The sequence below is a fragment of the Nocardia sp. NPDC003183 genome (assembly GCF_053590715.1).
The window spans coordinates 428,422-443,729 of the sequence record NZ_JBSFTG010000001.1 but is presented as its reverse complement, the minus strand read 5'-3'; the positions used below and the strand labels follow the sequence as shown (position 1 = coordinate 443,729).

Here is a 15,308-nt window from a genome sequence, read left to right as displayed (position 1 = left end):
TGAACGGGTGGAGCAGGTGGGCGCCGAAACGACTCAGCGGCCAGGTTCGTCCGGGCGCGACGGACCGGCATCACCGCCATCGCTGCGGGTCGGGCCGATCCTGCGCGGCCGCACCATCCGCCGACCGCCGCCGGGGCGGTTTTCCCCGCCGACACGTTTACGGCGCGACGCGTCGAAATCGATGAGATTCGCATCGCGCTCGGCATTCGCGCCCGACTCGGCGCCGGCCTGCGTCACATCGTTGACCGGCAACGATCCTGATTCGCGCTGCAACTCCGCGCGAGTCACCGGGCGGGTGGCCGCAGGATCGTAGGCGCCATCGGGAACCGGAGACCAGCGCGGAGCCGCACCGATATCCTCTTGACGTCGCCGCGGCGGCTTGGGCAGGCGCACGACGTTCGACGGCGCGTCGTCGCCCTGGCGCGGACCCGTCTCGGCAGCCCTCGTCTCTGCCAACTTCTGACGCAGCCGCTCCACCGCATCGAATCGACTGTTGCCGGGTCCGCGCGCGAACCCCGGCCCTGTTTCCTGGTCCGACATCGAACTAACCGCAGACAGGCGCCGCGACACCCGCCCCGAACTTCGGCTTACTTCTAACGCTCACGTCCACATTCTGCCTCACGACCCGCTATCAGTCAGCAGCCCGCTGCGCCTACCACCTGTGGCGACCAGCCCGTGTGCCGGCCGCCGCACGCAAGATCTCCGTATTCGGACACACGCAGACGACGCCGCGACCGCCGAAAATCTGGATGACCTCGCCCGTACTGACGTCGCTACTCGTGCGGCTGCGCATCCGAGAGGACCGCATCGATGGCGGATCGCAGGTCGAACACCACCTTGTATCGGCGCACCGACTCCGCTCCGGTCAGCTCGATGTCCCGGCCGGTCGCGCGCCACACGTCACGGATGGAGCCATCATCGCGCACCTCGTAGCCTTTGGATTCCGCCCAGCGATCGACGTCCTGCGCACGACTGGCGAGCGCGTTCGCGACTTCACCTCGACCACGGAACGCCTGGACGTCCTTCCAGGAAACGCTCATCCGTCCTCCTTCGAGTTCAGCTCGGACAACGCGGTCGCGGACCAGTTGTCAAGCGTTGCTGAGGATCTCAGAAATAGATACCTCCCACTACTGCTCTTGTCTGCAACCTACTCGGATACAGGCGTATGGCCAGCCAGGTCGGGGACCTTCCGCAGGCGCCATCCCGTCAGTGCTCACCGGTCGGGACGGGCAATACTCTCGACGTATTCCGCACCCCAGCGGTTCAGCTCGGACACGAAACCGCGCAGTGCCTGCCCGGTCGGGGTGAGCGAATATTCCACGCGTGGTGGGACTTCGGCAAAAGAATGTCTGTTGACGATGCCGTCTTGTTCCAGCTCGCGGAGCTGACGGGTGAGGACGCGGGGGGTTACCTCGCCGACCTTGCGGCGTAATTCGCCGTAGCGCAGGGGCTCGTCGAGCAGGTGCTTGACGATGGTCATCTTCCAGGCGCCGCCGAGGACGGCGATGCTCACCTCGACGGGGCAGCTCCGCATCGCTCGGACGATCGGCGCCCGGACTTCCTCCGTGGTTGCCATACGCTCGATGATATCCATTTCGTCCATATGGACAAGATTGTGCATACTGTCGATCCTGACCGTTGGTTGCTAGAAACGAGAGTAAGGACGTCGAGCCAACGCGAAGGATTCCGGTGGGCATTTCCGCAGTCGATATCGAGCAGCGCGCGATCCGGCGGGCGCCCCGTTTTCATCCCGCGTGGACGATCGTGGCCGTGGCGGCCCTCGCGCTCGTCGCGGCGGGGAGTTTCGCCACGATCGCGGGGCTGATCACCGAACCGCTGGTCGAGACGAAGGGGTGGAGTCGCACCGGAATCGGCGCCGCGGTGGCGGTGAACATGGTGCTCTACGGGGTGGTCGGGCCGTTCGCCGCGGCCATGATGGACCGCTACGGCATCCGCCGGGTGACGTCGTACGCACTGCTCGCGCTGATCGCGAGTTCGGTCCTCACCGCGATCTGGACTCCGTCGGTCTTCTGGTTCGTGCTGTGGTTCGGTTTCGCCATCGGGGTCGGGACCGGGTCGATCACGACGGTGTTCGCCGCGACCGTGGCGAATCGCTGGTTCTACCGCAAGATCGGTCTTGCTACCGGATTACTCACCGCGGCAAGCGTATTCGGTCAGTTTGCGATGCTGCCCCTGCTGTCCGTGTTGCTCGAGCGAGCCGACTGGCGCGCGCCTGTTCTCGCCTGCGGAGCTGTCGCGACGGCGGCCCTGCTCGGCGTCCTGCTCTTCCTGCGCGAGAGCCCCACCGCGATCGGCGCGGTCCGCTATGGGGCGAACCCCGACACCGAGCCTGCCGACACCGATCGCCGCGTCAACCCGTTCGCCCGCACGATCACCGCCCTGCTCCGCGCCTCGCGCGACACCCGGTTCTGGGTGCTGGCCTCGATGTTCGCACTGTGCGGTGCGACCACGAACGGCCTGATGTGGAGTCACTTCACCCCTGCCGCGCACGATCACGGCATGGCCGCCACGGCCGCGTCGGGCCTGCTGGCGATCATCGGCGTCGCCAACATCCTCGGCACCGTCTCCGCGGGCTGGCTCACCGACCGGATCGAACCGCGACTGCTTCTCGCCGTATTCTTTCTCGGTCGTGGTGTGTCCCTCGCCCTCCTCCCCATCCTGTTCACCAGCGGGTGGTCCCCCGACCTCGTCGTCTTCGCTGTGGTGTTCGGCGTCCTCGACGTCGCGACGGTGCCACCGACACTGACTCTGTGCCGGCACTACTTCGGTGCCGACAGCGCCCTGACGTTCGGCTGGATCAGCGTCTTCCACCAACTCGGCGCGGGCGCGATGGCCCTCACGGGCGGCCTGATCCGCGACCTCAACGGCTCCTACACTCCCCTGTGGATCACCGCCGCCCTCGCCTGTCTCACCGCCGCCGCCCTCGGCACCACCGGCTCCCGAATCAGATGAGCCCGCACCTTGCGCGCTTCCGTTCGGTCAGATGAGCGACTTCTGCCGTTTGATGCGGCTGCGCACGTCGCGCATCATCGCGTTGGTGCCGGCGAACCTGATGAACTTCGGGATGAAGCGGTTGACGAAGCCGACGAACTGGAACAGGTGCTCGAATCTGCGCTGATCCGCGGCGCTCCACTCGATCGCCATCTGCTCGCGGAAATGCGGCGGCAGAAAGCCCGCGGTCAGGAACTGTAGGAGGCTGCCGAACATCACCCGGATGGACCAGTGAATCATCCGCAGGTGCAGCAGATCGTCGATGTAGGCGCGGAATTCGTCATCGCACACCACCTGCTTGCACGCCTCGAGCCAGTACTCGTCGAACTCGGCCCGCGTCTTGGGCCACATGTCGGGGTGTACCTGGAGCGTGGTGCCGAAGGTGTCGGCGCCCTGGTAGAACGCCTCGAGTTCGTCGTCGGTCATCTTGCCGCACAGCAGTTGGTGCGTGTCCTCGAAGCCGATGTAGATCGCCGCGGCCACATACATCTGCAGGTTCCGGTCGAAGGCGTTGTACTTCACCTTCGAATCCGGCCGCGATCTGACCTGGCGGTGCGCGACATTGACCGCTTCGCGCATGGCCGACTTGTCCTCGTCGGTGCCGAGAACGGCCACCGCGAGGTAGGCGGAGGTGGTCCGCAGCCGTTTCCACGGATGCACCATGAGCGCACCGGATTCGACCGGACTCTCCATCACACCCGCCGCGACCCCCTGGTGTGCGAACTGCATCGCCACGTTCGCGGCCGCGCCCGCGAACATCCAGAAGTCCAAGGCATCGGCCAGCTGGGCGGGCCGTTTGCGTGGGGACCGGTGAGTGTCGGGAATATGGAGGCGAACCCGGTCGAGAGTCAGCGCATGCTCCGTCGCGGCGGGTTCCACCGCCGGGGTGGCCGACCGACGCCACGCGGGTCCGGCCCCTTCGTCGACGTAGGAATCACTGTGCGGGTCGACGTAATCGGGGTCGCCAGGCCTGGTTGCCGTGCTCATCGTCATCCTTTCCCAGAGATGTGCCGCGCGACCGAGTAGCCGAGGCGATGCACAGCAGCCCGACGCACCTCGCGAACGCGGTTCGGCGCCAAGGATACCTCGGCACACCCATTATGTTACCGACTATTCCTCGAATGAACAGAGAGGAAAGCGGACCCAAAATAGGGCCTACAAAGGATTGACACCGCAGCTTTGTATAACTAAGTTGATGCGCATTCACCAGCGCTACGGAGCGGGCATGCACTGCGGCGCCAGGTGGACACGACTGCCGCCGATAGGTGGCATTCCGGGAGTTCGCTCCCGGAGCGCAAGGCTCGCGGCGTGGGACGTCCAGGCCCTTTGCCCCCACCGCCGCGAGTCTTGCGCCCCATCCTTCGCACGACGCCGTCGACCGACTGCTCGCCCGTCATCGAGTCGCGGAACCTCGCGAACCGCGGCGGTACCGGCAATCAGTTCGACGCCCCCGCCGACCGCACATCGCGTCCAGCGGGGGCGTTCACCGCGCAGACTCAGAGGCGTTCGATGATCGTAGCGTTGGCCAATCCGCCTGCCTCGCACATGGTCTGGAGACCGTAGCGACCGCCGGTCTGTTCGAGATGGTTGAGCATCGTCGCGAGCAAGCGGGTCCCGGAAGCGCCGAGCGGGTGCCCGAGCGCGATCGCGCCGCCACGCGGATTGACCCTGGCCGGGTCGGCGCCGAGCTCGTGTTGCCACACGAGCGGGACCGGTGCGAACGCCTCGTTCACCTCGAAGGCATCGATGTCGTCCACGGTGAGTGAGACCCGGTCGAGCGCCTTGCGCGTCGCGGGAACCACGGCGGTGAGCATGAGCGTCGGATCGTCGCCGACAACGGCGAAGGAGTGGAAGCGGGCGCGGGGGGTCAACCCCAGCTTCGCCGCCATCGCCTCGCTCATGATGAGCGCCGCCGACGCACCGTCGGTGAGCGGCGAGGAGTTGCCAGCGGTCACCGACCAGTTGATCTCCGGAAACCGGTCCAGGAGAGCGGGATCGGTGAAGGCTGGGCGCAGACCCGCCAACCCTTCGACAGTCGTCCCGGTGCGTATCGTCTCGTCGGCGACGAGTTCTCCAGCGGCAACGAGCTCGGCATCGAACCCGCCGGATGCCGCGGTGGCGGCGGCCAGCCGATGCGAGCGGGCCGCGAACTCGTCGAGGACCGCGCGGTCCAGTTTCCAACGGGCCGCGATGATCTCGGCCGCGATCCCCTGCCCGATCAGGCCGGCCGGATAGCGAGCGGCGAGCGGGCCACGCAGCGAGTCCTTGCCCTGAGTGTTGGAGAACATCGGCGTGCGGCTCATCGACTCGACGCCACAGGCGATCGCCACGTCGTACGCGCCGGCGAGCACACCCTGGGCGGCGAAATGCACGGCTTGCTGACTCGAACCGCACTGTCGGTCAACCGTGGTGGCAGGCACCGATTCCGGGAAGCCCGCCGCCAGCACCGCGGTCCTGCTGATGTTGTTGGCCTGTTCACCGCTCTGGGTGACACAGCCGCCGATCACGTCGTCGACGAGGGCCGGATCGATCCCGGTGCGCGCGACCAACTCTGCCAGCACACCGGCCAGCAGGGTGGCCGGATGCACCGACGACAGTCCTCCGCCGGACTTACCTCGACCCGACGGCGTACGAACCACATCGACGATGACAGCTGACATCTTGAACCTCCTGCACGGTCGCCGAGCACACGACGACATCAATCAAGTAAGTTAACTTCCATTCTTACCATGGGCCATCGATGACTAGCCATATAGCCAGTGAGTTAGCCTTTGTGTAGCACATCTATGTTACTCTTCATTCCGCAGCATCACGAGTTGGGGGCATGATGCGCGGGTCGCATCGGCACCGGAACGCACCCCTCAGCGGCGTCCGATGCCGATGCGATGCCCCCTCCGCTCGCAAGGACCCGCGCCAACCCGCCAGTAGACGACCGGCGAGCAGGATGCCGCGGGCGCAACCTGCGACAGCACTCGATTCGGTGCCCTATAGGCAATCCCGAATCTATGAGATATGTTACCGGTAATTCTCATCACAGCGATGAGAATGGGTAGTAACTTGATCTTCGGTGATCGACCTCCTGAGCTCTGGAAGCCTCCACACTTCTTGCATGACTCAGGGGACGGCGATCACCCTTCGGGTCCACCCCCAAAGAACGCTCGACAACAACATCGCACCGCCAACGACGGCGGCCGGCAGGCCTGACGTCGTCCAAGGTCCCGAGGAAGGACACCGGTACCACCATGTTGCGACGGCTGGACAGATTTCTCAGCTATGAGATGAAGGTGTCCGAATTTCTCGGCACGCTCATCATCATCGGCATCCCGTACGGACTGGTCGGGGTCATCTGGACACTCACCCACACCAGTCATCTGCGTGACCTCCATGGGGCCGACCTGATCGTCTCGTTCCTCGGATCGATCGTGTGCTGGCCCGTACTCGTCTTCGCGAATGTGACGATGACCTGATGATGGCGCTGGTATGGGTCATCGACATCATCGTGATCATCGTCAAGATCCTCGGCGGGCGGACACAGGTCAATCCTGTTCTCCGAGTGGGCATGTGGATCGCGCTGCTCTGCGTCATCGCCTTGTGTCTGGCGGCCGTCGGCGCACTCGTCGTCCTCCTCGAACACTGGCTGAGCTCGCTCTGAGCAGCCGGGAACACAATCCCCCGCAGCAAGAAAGGATCGGTGCAGCGTGACGCCGCAACCGGCCACCGAACCGTCCGAGATCGGACGGCTCATCGACAGCGCCACCGGGCTCTGGCGACGGCATCCTCAGCAGTCGCTCGAGACTCTCGGCAGGCAGGTCCTCCTCGGTCGGGCAACGATCGCGCAGTTGTTTCTCTCTCTCGTGCAACGGCGCTTTCCGTTCCAGGAGTTCATCAAACAGTGCGCCTTCATGGCCAACGTCTCGGCGTTGCCGACCGTTTTCGTCGCGATTCCGGTCGCGGTGGTCGTCTCGATCCAGGTCGGCGCGCTGGTCAACCAAGTCGGCGCCACCACCTTCATCGGTGCGGTCGCCGGACTCGGCATCATCCGCCAGGGCGCACCGCTGGTCACCTCCCTGATGATCGCGGGCGCGGTCGGCTCGGCCATCTGCGCCGATCTGGGCTCCCGCACGATCAGGGAGGAGATCGACGCGATGAAGGTGATGGGCGTCGACCCGGTGCGCCGGCTGGTCGCCCCGCGACTGGCCGCCGCGGTACTGGTGAGCATGCTGCTGTGCGGGTTCATCGTGTTCGTCGGCTTCGCCACCGCCTACTTGTTCAATGTCTATGCCCAGCAGGGCACGCCGGGATCGTTCATCAGCTCGTTCGCCTCGTTCGCGGTCGCGAACGACCTGATGGTCGCGCTGTTCAAGGCGGCGATCTTCGGTGCGCTCACCGCGATCATCGCCTGCGACATCGGACTACACACCAAGGGCGGTCCCGGTGGTGTCGCGAACTCGGTGAACTCGGCGGTGGTCACCTCCGCCCTGATGCTGTTCGCCACCAACATCATCGTTACCCAGCTGTACAACAGCTTCTTCCCCGCGAAGGTGGTGTGAGATGGCCGCCGAGTACGTCCCGCCCGCACTGCGGCCGGTCCGCGCGATCAGCGCGACAGCCAAGATCCCTGTCCAAGCCAATCAGCGCCTCGGCCACCAGGCCATCGTGTTCTTCCAGGCCCTGATCGCCATCCCGTTCACCCTGCGTCACTACCGCAAGGAAGTAGCCCGCTTGGTCGCCGACGTCGGCTGGGGCAACGGCTCGCTCATCGTCGGCGGTGGCACCGTCGGCGTGGTCATCGTGCTGTGCGCGTTCGGCGGCATCACCGTCGGAGTCGAGTCCTACACCGCGTTGAACCTGCTCACCATGGGACCGCTGACCGGGGCCATCTCCGGCTTCGCCACCACCCGTGAGATCGCGCCGATCCTGGGCACGCTGGCCTTCGCCATCCAGTCCGGCTGCCGATTCACCGCGCAGCTCGGCTCGATGCGGATCTCCGAGGAGATCGACGCCCTGGAATCCATCGCGATCCGGCCACTGCCCTATCTGGTGACCACCCGGATGATCGCGGCGACGATCACCATCATTCCCCTCTACACACTCGGCCTCGCAGTCGCCTACATCGCGACAAAACTGTCGGTGCTCTTCCTGGGCGGTACCACCGCGGGCACCTACGACCACTACTTCTTCCAGTTCCTGCTGGGCGGGGACGTGTTCTATTCGATCTTCAAAGTAGTGGTGTTCGTCCTCATCGCGGCGTTCATCCAGTGCTACTACGGCTTTGTCGCCTCCGGGGGCCCCGAAGGCGTCGGGGTCGCGGCGGGCCGGGCCATCAAGATGGTCATCGTCGTCATGGTCTTCACCAATCTGTTTCTCACCCTTGCGATCTGGGGCATCGACCCCGGATTCCGGATCTCGGGATAGGTCGATCGAATGATTCTCGATCTCAGCGGCCGCGGCCCCAAACCCCTGCAGCTCACGCTCGCGGGACTGGCGGTGATCACCGCGTTCGCGGTCGCTCTGTATCTGCTCGCACTGCGCTACAACGGCGAGTTCGAGGACACGGTGGTGGTCGGCGCCGACCTCACCAGCACCGGCGACGGGCTACCCCAGCGTGCCGACGTGAAGTACCGCGGCATGCTGGTCGGCGCGGTCGGCTCGGTGGAGATGGTCGCCAAGGGCGAACGCCAGCACGCCACGCTGGAGCTGAAACCGGGCCTCGCGCAGACGATTCCGAACACGGTCACCGTGCGCGTCGTACCCGACAACATCTTCGGCGTCTCCTCGCTCCAGCTCGTGGACAACGGGGGGACCGCCGAGGGGCTGCGCGAGGGCGCGACCATCCGCGAGGACACCAGCGCCGCCACGATTGCGCTGCAGTCCACACTCAACACACTGCGCGATGTGCTCGCCACCATCCAGCCCGAGAAGCTCGGCCGGGTGCTGGCCACCCTGTCCGCCGCGCTCGACCCGAGCAGCCGCGTGCCGGGTTCCACGGTGGAGCGCCTGGATACCTGGCTCACCACAGTCCACCAGATCCCCGAAATCGGCCACCTGCTCGGCAATTTCGGTCAGGCGGCAACGGCACTGAGCCAGTCGGCACCGGAGCTGGTCGGCGTGCTGGCCGATTCGGTGACCTCTGCGCGCACGCTCAACGAGCACCGCACCCAGTTGGTGGAGCTGCTCACCCAGGGCAATTCCACCATCGAATCGGTCAACGCCCTGTTCGCCGCGAATCCCGATTCGGGCAAGGAATTGGTCTCCGGCCTGGACCAGCTGCTCGGTGGCATCGCCAAGGATCCCGGCGCGCTCCAGTCGACGGCGGCCAACCTCAACACGTCGTTCCGCAGGTTGCAGCAGGTGTTCAACTTCGGCCCGCGCAAACAGATGACCTGGCGCATGGACGTGACGTTCACACCCTTCCAGCAATACACCGCGAAGGACTGCCCGCACTACGGTGCGATGGCCGGGCCCCGATGCGGCGGACCGTCCGTGCCCGAAGTCGCACCGCCGCAGGAGTATCCGGCACAGATGCTCCCGAAGCGGCTCGAGTCCGCCGGACCGGCACCGGTACTGCCGATTCCCGGTCTGCCCGCGCTACCGAGCATCACCGTGCCGACGGTGCCCGGCCTGCCGACGATTCCGGGTCTGCCCGCCATTCCGGGACTGCCCGCCATCCCGGGGATCACCGCGCCCGCCGCATCCCACGATCTCGCGCCCGCCGCCACCCCGGCGGCGCAGCCTCGGCTGAGCGGCATCGCCGCGGTGTCGGCGCTGGTCGGCGGTACACCGACGTTCAGCCAGCTGCTGCTGCTCGGGTCGATCCTGGGCAATATTCCCATCGTCCCCGACACCGAAGGTGGTGTCCAACAGTGAAATCCACCAAAGCGCTCCTCGGGTTCAGCTTCTTCGCCGTACTGGCGACGTTGCTCACCTACACGATCTGGTCGACCCTGCAACGCAGTGTCCCCGGCAATACGACGAGCTACTCGGCGGTCTTCACCGATGTCCTCGGATTGCGCATCGGCGACGACGTCCGGATGGCGGGTGTACGGGTCGGCCGGATCGACAAGATCGACTTCACCGATAACTACATCGCAAAGGTCGACTTCCAGATCGAGTCGCGCCAGCACCTGACCGACACCACCAAAGCCCTGGTGCGATACCAGAATCTGATCGGTCAGCGCTACCTGGCGCTGGCGCCGGGCACCGGCGAGGGCACCGTTGTCCCCGCCGGTTCACAGATCCCGCTCGAGCGGACCGAGCCGTCGTTCGATGTCTCGGCGCTGCTGTCCGGATTCGAGCCGCTGTTCAGTGTGCTGCAACCCGACCAGATCAATTCGCTGTCGGAAACCCTCATCCAGGCACTGCAAGGCAACGAGGTGTCGCTGGCCGCGCTGATCACCCAGGCCGCCCAGTTGGCCAGCACGTTCGGTGAACGCGATCAGATCATCGGCGACGTGCTGAGCAATCTCAGCTCGGTGATGGCCGGTCTGGCCAACCGCAGCGATGAGCTGGAGACCCTGATCACCCAGACTCGCAGTTTGATGGAAGGGCTCTACACCGAGGGCGAATCGTTGAAGAGTTCGGTCGAACGGGTGGCGGGAGCGACGAACGGGTTGGTCTCGCTCATCGAACAGGTCAAGCCCGGCTTGGCCGACGCGCAACGCAACGCGACCACAGGCGTGATGATGCTGCTCTACAACGGCGCCGCGCTCGATCGCGCTGCGGTCGAATTCCCGGACTTCCTCAACGGCGTCGCCAGGTTCACCCAATACGGGACCTACGGCAATGCCTACATCTGCCGCCTCGACGTCTCCCTGTGGGGCGTTCTCCTGCCCGAGGGCTTGTTCTCCCAGGTCGGCGGCACCTCACAATCGGAAGTGTGCCGATGATCAAACCACGCGTTCCAGCATTTCTGCGGCACAACCGGCACCTGCGGCTCGGCCTGATCGCGGCCCTCGCGGTGCTGGTGTTGCTCGGCGGTTCGAATCTGCTCAACCAGGTCCAGCTCGGCGACAAGACCGTGCACGCCGAGTTCGCCCAGGCCGCGGGCCTTCGGCCCGGCGCGACGGTCGATGTCTCCGGCATCGAGGTCGGTGAGGTCCAGGCGGTGAAACTGGTCAACGATCGGGTGGAAGTGGCACTGCGGATCCGCAAGGACATCCGCCTCGGCGCCAACGCCCACGCGGCGATCAAGATGTCGACCATCCTCGGCAGGCTGCACATCGTGCTGCGGCCCGGTGACGGAAAAGAGCTCCCCGACAACCGGATCCGGCTCGACAGCACCGAGGTGCCGTACAACCTGAGCAAGGTTATCCAGGACCCGAAATACACCTCCTCGTTCGAGCGGATCGAACGGATCGACCCGAACAAACTGCGCACCGCGCTCGATGTGTTCAGCGCCCAGCTGGGCGATTCACCCGCCATGGCGGTGCAGGCCCTCGACAGCATCGGCTCACTCGCCCAGGTGATCAACAGCAGGCGTGACGAGGTCGACACACTGCTGAAGAGCATGGATCAGGTCTCGCAACTGGTCTCGGACAACCGCAACAGTGTGTTGGTGCTGCTCACCAGGGGCGAAGCGATCGGGGCGGCGGTGCAGAAGCGCCAGACCCTGCTCACCCAGCTGCTCGACAACGTCGCCGACATGTCGAGGCTGCTGCAGGACATGGGCATCGAGAACAACGGTGAACTCGGACCGCTGATCGCCAACCTCAACACGATGGCCGACGGCCTGACCAAGAACAAGGAGAACCTGGACCGGATCTACGAGTACGCCCCGGTCACGTTGCGCCAGTTCAACAATCTGCTCGGCAACGGTCCCTACGGCGAGATCTGGGCACCGTGGATCCTTCCGGACAACTGGCTGTGCTTCGCACAGGCTGTACAGGGGTGCAACTGATGAGGACCGAACGCACGAGCAAGCTGGCGGCGCTCTGCTTGGCCGCGACCCTCGCCTCGGGCTGCGCCCTGCTGCCCGACAGCCTGACCGGACTGGGTAACCAGGTACTCGGCGAGCAGAAGCGCATCAGCGCCGACTTCGAGAACGTGGCCGGACTGTATGCGGGCAACGAGGTCTCGGTGCTCGGGGTGCCGGTCGGAGTCGTCGATTCGGTGACACCGCGCGGCAGCTACGTCGAGGTGGTGATGTCGGTCGACCGCGACGTGCGCATTCCCGCCGAAGCGATGGCGGCGCTGGTGTCGCCGCAGCTGATCACCAACCGCCATGTCGAGCTCGCTCCGGCCTATACCGGCGCAGGACCCGAGCTGGCCGACGGCGCGCATCTTCCGCTGGAGCGCACCAGGACACCGGTCGAGCTGGACCGGATCCTGGCCAACTTCGATCAGCTGGGCGAGGCGCTCAAGGGCGACAGCCAGAGCGGGCCCATGGCGAGCCGGGTGCTCTTCCCACTGCTCGACGGCAACGGCGACCGGCTGCGCGAAACGCTCGACCAACTGTCGGCGGCCTTCGAGCTGACTTTCGCCAACAAGGATCAGATCGCCAACACCATCATCGAACTCGGTGAGATCACCCAGATCGTCGCCGACAACGATCAGACCGTCCGCGATTTCAGCGGTCGCATCACCGAATTGGTCGCGTTGTTCGGGCAGCAGTCCCCCGGTCTGCAGGCGGTGCTGACCCAGCTCGACGACTTCATCACCAATACCTCCTCGGTGGTCGGCCAGAATCAGGATCAGCTCGCGGGCGCGCTCACCAAGTTCGTCGCGATCGCCGCCCAGATGCGGGCCAATGCCCGCAATCTGACCGAGATCATCGACGTCGGTCCGCTGATGTTCCAGAACTTCGACAATGCGATCAGCCGGGAACACCAGGCGCTGCGCCTGCACGGTCTGCTCGACAAGATCGTGCTCGACAGCGAGGTGGTCTCGCTGTTCTGCGAGCGCGTGCAGATGCGGCTGGACGGTTGCCGCACCGGCAAGATTTCCGATATGGGCCCGGACTTCGGGTTGACCGCCGCGCTGTTGGGACTGACGAAATGACTCTGCGCACCACGTTGGCCGCGGCCTTCTGCGCCGCCGCCGTGGCCGCATCGAGCAGCGGCTGCTCGATGACCGTGGCCGAACTGCCGATGCCCGAACCGGGCATCGGCGGGCCCGGCTATACCCTGCACGCCACATTCCGCGACGCGCTCAATCTGCCCGATCGCGCCCACGTCAAGATCGGCGGCACCGATATCGGTGTCGTCACCGGAATTTCGACGACCGCGTTCCTCGCCGATGTCGAGATGCTGATCCGCACCGACATCCAGCTGCCGCAGGGCACCACCGTGGAGCTGCGCCAGGCGACACCCCTCGGTGACATCTTCGTCGCCATGACCCTGCCCAGTGCCGAGGCCGCCGGGCCACCGCTGCGTGCGGGCGCGACCATCGGCGCCGAGCACACCGCATCGGCCGCCTCGGTCGAGCAGTTGATGATGTCGGTGTCGATGCTGATCAACGGCGGCGGACTCAATCAGGCAGCCAAGGTCACCTCCGAGCTCAATTCCATCTTCGCGGGCAAGGCGCCCCAATTGCAGCACCTGATCGGGGAGATGACCTCGGTCATCAGCGCGCTCAACGCACGCACCGGCGACCTCGACGCGACACTCGCCGGGTTGTCGGTACTGACCGGCGAATTGGCGCGGCGCAAAGCCGAACTCGGCGCCGCGGCCGACAGCTTCCCGCAATTGATCGGGCTGTTCGCCGAGAACAACCAGGCCATCGTCGAGCTGATCAACAAGGTGGCCGTGACGATGGACGCCCTCGGCGACTTCAGCGCCACGAACGGGCCGCAGTTCGTCAGCCTGTTCCAGAGCATCCAGAATCTGATGTCCGGGTTCGCGCAGATGGGCGATGACCTCACCGGCACGCTCGAGGGCTTCCACAGCGTCTACCCCTCGGTGATGGACAGCATGCAGGGGCCGACCCTGGCCGTCGGAGCGATCCTGTCCTACCTCGATATCGGTGCGATCACCGATCCGGCCGGCAGCCGCTGGCCCGACGGCACCGATGTGCCGGCGTTCCTCGGCAGCATCACCGACGTGATCGCCAAGGTGACCGGCCGCCTCACCAGCACACCGCAGCAGCCGACCCACGAGGGGCCCCGATGAATTCACCGTTGTGGGAGTGGCTGGTTCGCCGTCGCATCGCGGTCGCCAATGCCGGTCTGGTCGTCGTCCTGGTGCTGGGCAGTCTCTACCTGGGCGGCGCCGTGCTGCGGATCGACCCGACGAGTTCGCGCTACGTTGTCACCGTCGAACTGGCCATCTCGGGTGGGCTCACCGCGGGCAGCGACGTGACATTCCGTGGCGTTCGGGTCGGCCGGGTCGATGACGTGCGGGTCGCCGGCGACGGCGTCGCGGCGGTAGCCGAGATCGAGGAGGGCACCCGGATTCCGGTCGGCGGCACAGTCGCCGTCGCCCGATTGTCGGCCGCGGGCGAGCAGTACCTGGATTTTCGCCCCGATACCGACACCGGACCCTTTCTGCGCGACGGTTCCGTCATCGCCCGGGCGGACACCGCCGTGCCCGTGCAGGTGCAGTCGGTTCTGGCGAACATGACGGGCCTGGTCGGCGGATTGAACCCCGACCGCCTCAATGTCATCGTCAACGAACTCGACAAAGCGCTCGCGGGCGGACCGGACGGCTTGCGCAACATGATCTCCGGGATCAGTCGTGCGATGGCGGGGCTCACCGATCTGCTTCCGCAGACCGAGCAGCTGCTGCGCAATCTGGAAGTCATCGCCGCGACGACCGCGCACGCGCAACCCGACCTCGGCACCCTCACCAACGCGGGTAGCGCCCTGTTCCAGCAGTTCTCCGCCGCCGACGCCGAATTGCGGCATCTGCTCCAAGAGGGGCCGGGTCAGCTGGCGACGCTCGGGGGCTTCATCTCCCGCACCCACGACCCGATCACGGACCTGGTGACGAACTTCGTGGCGATCACCCGGGCGGCCAAATTGCGTCAACCCGCGATCGAGCTGCTGTTTCCCACCTTGAGCCGCTTCTCCGAGGCGGTCGGGATCCCCGCCCACGACAACGCCTTCTTCACCCTCGTGGATCCGTGGCCGCGACCGACCTGCGACTACGACACTGTTCCGATCCTGCCGACACAGGCCACCGCCGATACCAGGGTGCGCCTCTACAACTACTGCGTCACCGACAACCCAGCGCTGCAGGTCCGTGGGTCGGCGAACGCGCCACGACCCGCCGGCCCCGACAACGGTGCGGGACCGCCGCCCGGTGTGACCGGTGACGAACTGTCCCAGCCCTCGGTGCCCGCACCAAGATAAGGAGCACGAA

Annotated in this window: 16 protein-coding genes; 11 read left to right on the top strand and 5 right to left on the bottom strand. The window is 65.7% G+C overall.

Annotated elements, in window-relative coordinates; translation table 11 throughout:
• Positions 1-33: 33 nt before the first annotated feature.
• The 3 genes from ACWDXS_RS02000 to ACWDXS_RS01990 form a co-directional block, all read right to left on the bottom strand.
• On the bottom strand, positions 34-540 hold the full coding sequence (locus ACWDXS_RS02000; protein ID WP_378989850.1) for a hypothetical protein: 507 nt from the start codon (positions 538-540) through the stop codon (positions 34-36).
• 233 nt (positions 541-773) lie between these two features.
• Positions 774-1,040: a hypothetical protein gene (locus ACWDXS_RS01995; RefSeq protein WP_449961031.1), complete on the bottom strand. Its 267-nt coding sequence runs from the start codon at positions 1,038-1,040 to the stop codon at positions 774-776.
• 173 nt (positions 1,041-1,213) lie between these two features.
• Complete coding sequence (locus ACWDXS_RS01990) at positions 1,214-1,621, bottom strand: winged helix-turn-helix transcriptional regulator (protein ID WP_387447306.1); 408 nt, start codon at positions 1,619-1,621, stop codon at positions 1,214-1,216.
• Between the two features lie 68 nt (positions 1,622-1,689).
• Here ACWDXS_RS01990 and ACWDXS_RS01985 point away from each other — a divergent pair, with 68 nt between their 5' ends.
• The gene (locus tag ACWDXS_RS01985) at positions 1,690-2,973 is read left to right on the top strand and encodes an MFS transporter (protein ID WP_449961029.1); all 1,284 of its coding nucleotides are present in this window, start codon (positions 1,690-1,692) and stop codon (positions 2,971-2,973) included.
• A gap of 27 nt (positions 2,974-3,000) precedes the next feature.
• On the opposite strand, the gene ACWDXS_RS01980 is transcribed toward ACWDXS_RS01985, so the two are convergent.
• On the bottom strand, positions 3,001-3,999 hold the full coding sequence (locus ACWDXS_RS01980; RefSeq protein ID WP_449961026.1) for an oxygenase MpaB family protein: 999 nt from the start codon (positions 3,997-3,999) through the stop codon (positions 3,001-3,003).
• A gap of 509 nt (positions 4,000-4,508) precedes the next feature.
• On the bottom strand, positions 4,509-5,672 hold the full coding sequence (locus tag ACWDXS_RS01975; protein ID WP_449961023.1) for a thiolase family protein: 1,164 nt from the start codon (positions 5,670-5,672) through the stop codon (positions 4,509-4,511).
• 582 nt (positions 5,673-6,254) lie between these two features.
• On the opposite strand from ACWDXS_RS01975, the gene ACWDXS_RS01970 reads away from it, so the two are divergent.
• From ACWDXS_RS01970 to ACWDXS_RS01925, 10 genes are read left to right on the top strand one after another with little or no spacing between them, the layout of a single operon-like run.
• On the top strand, positions 6,255-6,479 hold the full coding sequence (locus tag ACWDXS_RS01970; protein WP_378989844.1) for a hypothetical protein: 225 nt from the start codon (positions 6,255-6,257) through the stop codon (positions 6,477-6,479).
• On the top strand, positions 6,479-6,664 hold the full coding sequence (locus ACWDXS_RS01965; protein WP_378630924.1) for a hypothetical protein: 186 nt from the start codon (positions 6,479-6,481) through the stop codon (positions 6,662-6,664). The genes ACWDXS_RS01970 and ACWDXS_RS01965 overlap by 1 nt, the downstream gene beginning before the upstream one ends.
• Positions 6,665-6,710: 46 nt before the next feature.
• Positions 6,711-7,562, top strand: a complete 852-nt coding sequence (locus tag ACWDXS_RS01960; RefSeq protein ID WP_378989843.1) for an MlaE family ABC transporter permease — start codon at positions 6,711-6,713, stop codon at positions 7,560-7,562.
• 1 nt (position 7,563) lies between these two features.
• Positions 7,564-8,427, top strand: a complete 864-nt coding sequence (locus ACWDXS_RS01955; protein ID WP_378989842.1) for an ABC transporter permease — start codon at positions 7,564-7,566, stop codon at positions 8,425-8,427.
• 9 nt (positions 8,428-8,436) lie between these two features.
• Positions 8,437-9,879, top strand: coding sequence for an MCE family protein (locus tag ACWDXS_RS01950; protein WP_449961017.1), 1,443 nt, complete (start codon positions 8,437-8,439; stop codon positions 9,877-9,879).
• Positions 9,876-10,898 (top strand): MCE family protein, encoded by a 1,023-nt coding sequence (locus ACWDXS_RS01945; RefSeq protein WP_378989840.1) that lies wholly within the window; start codon positions 9,876-9,878, stop codon positions 10,896-10,898. Before ACWDXS_RS01950 ends, ACWDXS_RS01945 begins: the two co-directional genes overlap by 4 nt.
• Entirely contained in the window at positions 10,895-11,908 is a 1,014-nt protein-coding gene (locus ACWDXS_RS01940) for an MlaD family protein (RefSeq protein ID WP_387447301.1), read from the top strand. The genes ACWDXS_RS01945 and ACWDXS_RS01940 overlap by 4 nt, the downstream gene beginning before the upstream one ends.
• Positions 11,908-13,008, top strand: coding sequence for an MCE family protein (locus tag ACWDXS_RS01935; RefSeq protein WP_387447300.1), 1,101 nt, complete (start codon positions 11,908-11,910; stop codon positions 13,006-13,008). Before ACWDXS_RS01940 ends, ACWDXS_RS01935 begins: the two co-directional genes overlap by 1 nt.
• The gene (locus tag ACWDXS_RS01930; protein WP_378989837.1) at positions 13,005-14,117 is read left to right on the top strand and encodes an MCE family protein; all 1,113 of its coding nucleotides are present in this window, start codon (positions 13,005-13,007) and stop codon (positions 14,115-14,117) included. Before ACWDXS_RS01935 ends, ACWDXS_RS01930 begins: the two co-directional genes overlap by 4 nt.
• On the top strand, positions 14,114-15,298 hold the full coding sequence (locus ACWDXS_RS01925; protein WP_387447299.1) for an MCE family protein: 1,185 nt from the start codon (positions 14,114-14,116) through the stop codon (positions 15,296-15,298). The genes ACWDXS_RS01930 and ACWDXS_RS01925 overlap by 4 nt, the downstream gene beginning before the upstream one ends.
• The last annotated feature ends 10 nt before the right edge of the window (positions 15,299-15,308 follow it).

What these genes read in the sequence shown, in the direction of transcription:
- ACWDXS_RS01950 (WP_449961017.1), top strand. Translation starts at nt 8,437, where the DNA reads ATGATTCTCGATCTCAGCGGCCGCGGCCCCAAACCCCTGCAGCTCACG.
- ACWDXS_RS01925 (WP_387447299.1), top strand. Translation starts at nt 14,114, where the DNA reads ATGAATTCACCGTTGTGGGAGTGGCTGGTTCGCCGTCGCATCGCGGTC.
- ACWDXS_RS01935 (WP_387447300.1), top strand. Translation starts at nt 11,908, where the DNA reads ATGAGGACCGAACGCACGAGCAAGCTGGCGGCGCTCTGCTTGGCCGCG.
- ACWDXS_RS01965 (WP_378630924.1), top strand. Translation starts at nt 6,479, where the DNA reads ATGATGGCGCTGGTATGGGTCATCGACATCATCGTGATCATCGTCAAG.
- ACWDXS_RS01970 (WP_378989844.1), top strand. Translation starts at nt 6,255, where the DNA reads ATGTTGCGACGGCTGGACAGATTTCTCAGCTATGAGATGAAGGTGTCC.
- ACWDXS_RS01940 (WP_387447301.1), top strand. Translation starts at nt 10,895, where the DNA reads ATGATCAAACCACGCGTTCCAGCATTTCTGCGGCACAACCGGCACCTG.
- ACWDXS_RS01930 (WP_378989837.1), top strand. Translation starts at nt 13,005, where the DNA reads ATGACTCTGCGCACCACGTTGGCCGCGGCCTTCTGCGCCGCCGCCGTG.
- ACWDXS_RS01995 (WP_449961031.1), bottom strand. Translation starts at nt 1,040, where the DNA reads ATGAGCGTTTCCTGGAAGGACGTCCAGGCGTTCCGTGGTCGAGGTGAA.
- ACWDXS_RS01955 (WP_378989842.1), top strand. Translation starts at nt 7,564, where the DNA reads ATGGCCGCCGAGTACGTCCCGCCCGCACTGCGGCCGGTCCGCGCGATC.
- ACWDXS_RS01975 (WP_449961023.1), bottom strand. Translation starts at nt 5,672, where the DNA reads ATGTCAGCTGTCATCGTCGATGTGGTTCGTACGCCGTCGGGTCGAGGT.
- ACWDXS_RS01980 (WP_449961026.1), bottom strand. Translation starts at nt 3,999, where the DNA reads ATGAGCACGGCAACCAGGCCTGGCGACCCCGATTACGTCGACCCGCAC.
- ACWDXS_RS02000 (WP_378989850.1), bottom strand. Translation starts at nt 540, where the DNA reads ATGTCGGACCAGGAAACAGGGCCGGGGTTCGCGCGCGGACCCGGCAAC.
- ACWDXS_RS01990 (WP_387447306.1), bottom strand. Translation starts at nt 1,621, where the DNA reads ATGCACAATCTTGTCCATATGGACGAAATGGATATCATCGAGCGTATG.